Here is a 4,338-nt window from a genome sequence, read left to right on the forward strand (position 1 = left end):
CCCCCGGGATCCGCGGCGCCGGAGCCGACCCTCTCCGACGGCGACGTGCTCCTGATCGGGACCCTCACCGACGCAGCCGATTCGGTCGCCGCGGAGGACACCGTGCGCGACCTGCGCATCGCCTACGACGAGGAGCTGGGGGAGGGAACGGCCCTCGTCGGCGGGGTGACGGCGACCGACATCGACTCGAACGACACCTCGATCCGCGACCGGACGGTGATCATCCCGGTCGTGCTGGCGGTGATCCTCGTCATTCTCATGCTGCTCCTGCGGGCGGTGCTGGCCCCGGTGCTGCTCGTGGCGAGCGTCATCCTCTCCTTCGGGTCGGCCCTCGGCGTGTCTGCTCTCGTCTTCAACGGGGTCTTCGCCTTCCCGGGCGCCGATCCGGCCGTGCCGCTGTACGGATTCGTCTTCCTCGTCGCCCTCGGCGTGGACTACAACATCTTCCTCATGTCGAGAGTGAGGGAGGAATCGCTCGTCCACGGCACCCGGCGCGGAATCCTGCGCGGACTCGTCGCCACCGGCGGGGTGATCACCTCCGCCGGCCTCGTTCTTGCGGCCACGTTCGCCGCGCTCGGGGTCATCCCGATCCTGTTCCTCGCCCAGATCGCCTTCATCGTGGCGTTCGGTGTGCTGCTGGACACCTTCGTCGTGCGCTCCCTTCTCGTCCCGGCGCTGTCGTACGACATCGGCCGGGCGATCTGGTGGCCCTCGAAGCTCGCGCGGCGCGAGGACTCGGCGCGCGGCGGCGCATCCGGAGCGGGATCGTCGGATGACGGGCGGCCGGCGGAGGACCTCACGGCTGACGACGGCCACGCCCTGACACGAGCGGAGTACCGGCGTACGCTCGAAGAATGAGCACGGCCTTGTTCATCGTCGACGTCCAGAACGATTTCACCGAGGGCGGCGCCCTCGGGGTGGAGGGCGGTGACGACGTCGCCCGCCGCATCAGCGAGCATGTCGCCGCCCATCGCGACGACTACGCCATCGTCGTCGCGTCGCGGGACTGGCACGACGGCGACAACGACAACGGCGGTCACTTCGCCGACGGCGAGCCCGACTTCGTCGACACGTGGCCCGTCCACTGCGTCGCCGGAACGGCGGGCGCCGAGTACGACGACCATTTCGACACGACGGGCGTGACCCATCACCTCAAGAAGGGCAGGGGAGAGCCCGCGTACTCGCTGTTCGAAGGCGAGACCGACGACGGCCGCACCGTCGTGCAGTTGCTCGAAGAGCACGGCGTGCTCGACATCGACGTCGTCGGCATCGCCACCGACTACTGCGTTCGCGCTTCCGCCCTGGATGCCATCGCCGCGGGTCGACGGGTGCGGGTGCTCACCGACCTGGTCGCCGGGGTCGCGCCCGACTCGAGCGACCGCGCCCTCGCCGAGATCGCCCACGCGGGCGGCGCGCTCGCCGCGTCTGTGGATTGATCCACCCGTCGCACCGCGTGCCGCGTAGTCTCGGAGGGTGACCGACGACGAGCCGGAAGCCTCAGCCCCCGACCGCGTGACCAATCCCGTCGCGGTGGCCGGGCTCGTGCTCGCGATCGTGGCGATGCTGCTCAGCGTGATCAGCCCCGGCCTGTCGATCCTCGTCGGCGTGCCCGCCGTGGCGTGCAGCGCGTTCGGGTTCCGGCTGTATCAACTCGGGCGCGGAGGGCGCTTCCCGGCCGCGGCAGGACTCGTCGTCGGCGCGGCGGCCGTCATCCTGCCCATCGCTCTTCTGCTCGCGCTCTGACCGGCGTGGAGAACCCCGGATCCTCCGACGCGTCCCCCGCGGATCGCGTCGACGACACGCGCCCTCGCCCGACGCCGCTGTGGGCTCTGCTGTCGCGCTGGCTCCTGGCGACCGAGGCTTGGTTGCGGTCGCACGGCGGCGCGCGGCTGCGCTGGACGCTGCGCGGTGGCTGGGCGCTGGTCGCCGCGGTGGGCGTGCTCCTGCTGGTGGGTCCCGTCATCAACCCGCCGTTGACGCTGGATGACCTGCTCGATTCCGCTGAGAGCGCGACCGACAGCTGGATCGCCCGCGAGTTCGACGCCGCCTACACGCTGCTGCCGCAGAGCGACGGCCGTCTGGATGCCGAGGTCACCGAGACCATCACGGCGCTCTTTCCCGACGACCTCGATCGATCGACGATCGCGCGCACGCTGCCGACGCAGTACGAGGGGCATGATCTGCGCACGGAGATCATCGAGGTGACGCTCGACGGCGTGGCGGTGGCACCCGCGGTGCGTGACACCGGCAATCAGCTGCGCGTGCAGGTCGATGCCGGCCACGAGCTGTCCGGTGATCACACCCTCGTGCTGCGCTATCGCCTCCACGACCTCGCCTTCTCGGGGATCGACGCGGCGACGGGCCGCGACGCCGACCTCGTCGAGTGGAGCGTGCTCGGTCCGGACTGGCCGCACGGCATGGCGGTGTTGAACGTGAGCGTCACGCTGCCCGACCACCTCGATTCCGAGCTCGTGCGCAGCCCGCGAGGGGCGGCCGCGTGGAGCCTCGTCGGCGGCGGGGAGTGGCTGGAGTCGGAAGCGGACTCCCCGCCGTCGAGCGTGACGTACGCGTTCACGCTCGAGCAGAACATGCCCCCGCACTCGCAGGCATGGTTCACCCTCGTCTTCCCCGCCGGCACCATCGCGATGCCTCCGCCCTCGCCCCTCTTCCTCGTCCAGTCGTTCGGGCCTCTCGTTCCGCTCGCGGTCCTTCTCGTCTCGCTCCTGTTCGCCCTTGCCGCCCGGGCGGTCGCCTGGAGCGATGCCCGAGGGCGGCCGTGGTACGTCGCTCAGCACGATCCGCCGGAGGGTGTGGATGTGCGCACCGCGGCTCAGCTCCTGGGTGCGGTCCGCACGCGCGAACTCGCCCTTGCGATCGATCGCCTCGGTGGCGGCCGCCGCACCGAGCACCTGGCGGCGGTGGGGCGTGCGGCTGCGCGCACCGGTCGGTTCGGCGACCGCTTCCGGGCGGCGGCGGCTTTCCGGCTCGATCCCGCCCGCGGCGCGCAGCTGAGGGAGGGATACCGCCGCATCCCCCGAGGGTTCGTGCGCGACGCGTTCCTGAGTGCTCCGCCGGCGCTGTCACTTCTGCAGCTGGGACTGATCCGGCAGCTCTCCCACCAGGCCACGCTCGCGATCGTGTGGTGGCCGGTCGCCTTCGTCGCCCTCTCGCTCGTGCTCACCGCGGCGATCTTCTGGATCGCGCTGTCAGCGCGCCCGCTGACTCGTCGGGGGGCCCTCGTCCGGCAGCATCTGCTGGGCGTGCGTCTTCAGGCCGAACGCACGGAGCTGATCGCGCGCTCGCCGCTGACCGATCGAGGTGTTCCCTACGCCGTCCTCACCGGTGATCCGAGGCCGACCGGCGAGGTCGTCTTCTCGCGCGTGGCCGACGAGCTCGGCGCCGACGATCTCCGGCGGTGGCGCACGCGCGACTTCCTGACCTGGCCGAGGCTTCTCGTCCGCGCTCTGGCGGTGTTCGTCGTCATCGGCGCCGTGGCCGTGATCGCGATCGTGCCGAACCCGTACGAGCGGGGAGGAACGAGTGCATCCTGGGACTTCGCCGCGGCCGGAACCCTCTACACGCAGGTGAGCGCGGTGGACATCGCGGCGAGGATCGAACTCGATGCCGGCGAACCGGTCCTGGCCGTCACGGAGCGCGTCGACGTGACGTTCGAGGAGGGGGCCGCGCGCGTCCCGCAGTTCGCTCAGCGATTCCCGGCCGAGGTGGACGGCCAGGACATCGGTTTCGAGGTCGCCGCGGTGCGCGTCGACGGCGACGCCGTCGACTACACGGCCTCGCGGGTGGGTGCCCAGATCGAGGTCTCGACGGCTCTGCCGCGGGTGTTGGAGGGCGAGCACACGGTCGAGATCGCGTACGCGATCGAGCATCCGGTCACCGTCGGCGTCGGATCGCCGGTGTCGGGACACGACGAAGAGACGGTGCAGCGAATCCGCTGGAGTGCGCTGCTGGACGGATGGGAGAGCGGATGGGCGCACCCGTCGGCGCCGTCGGCACGCGTCTCGATCGCCATCCCGGATGACCTCGCCCAGACAGCACTGTCCGCCGGATGGCTGCGGGAGGACCCGGACACCGCCGAGGAGGCGCGGGACTGGCGGGAATCGGGATTCCCGTTCGGCACGGCCGTCGAGGAGCTGGAGCGTGGGCTCCCGGACTCCGACGCCAGCGGGACTCTGACCGAGGAGCAGATCAGGGACGGGTCCGTGGTCACTCACCTGCTCGAGACAGCCGAGGGGGAATACGGATATCCCACCTCCGGCACCTACTCCGACCTCGGTGTCCTGCTGGAGTTCCCCGCCGGGTCCTTCACCGTCGACCGGG

4 protein-coding genes are annotated in these 4,338 nt (G+C 70.9%); all 4 read left to right on the top strand.

The genetic code is table 11. The annotated features are described in order from the left end of the window. On the top strand, positions 1 to 858 hold an 858-nt coding region (locus B4E30_RS11160), incomplete at its 5' end, for an MMPL family transporter (protein WP_286795341.1). Further along, on the top strand, positions 855 to 1,436 hold the full coding sequence (locus B4E30_RS11165; RefSeq protein WP_286795342.1) for an isochorismatase family protein: 582 nt from the start codon (positions 855 to 857) through the stop codon (positions 1,434 to 1,436). The genes B4E30_RS11160 and B4E30_RS11165, both read left to right, overlap by 4 nt. Positions 1,437 to 1,473: 37 nt before the next feature. Further along, positions 1,474 to 1,743 (top strand): hypothetical protein, encoded by a 270-nt coding sequence (locus B4E30_RS11170; RefSeq protein ID WP_286795343.1) that lies wholly within the window; start codon positions 1,474 to 1,476, stop codon positions 1,741 to 1,743. 5 nt (positions 1,744 to 1,748) lie between these two features. Further along, a partial coding sequence (locus tag B4E30_RS11175) for a DUF2207 domain-containing protein (protein ID WP_286795344.1) occupies positions 1,749 to 4,338 on the top strand: 2,590 nt, incomplete at its 3' end.

The organism is Microbacterium sp. UBA3394 (assembly GCF_002358725.1).
GTDB lineage: Bacteria > Actinomycetota > Actinomycetes > Actinomycetales > Microbacteriaceae > Microbacterium > Microbacterium luteum.

Coding starts and splice junctions, on each gene's coding strand:
- B4E30_RS11165 (WP_286795342.1), top strand. CDS start 855: ATGAGCACGGCCTTGTTCATCGTCGACGTCCAGAACGATTTCACCGAG.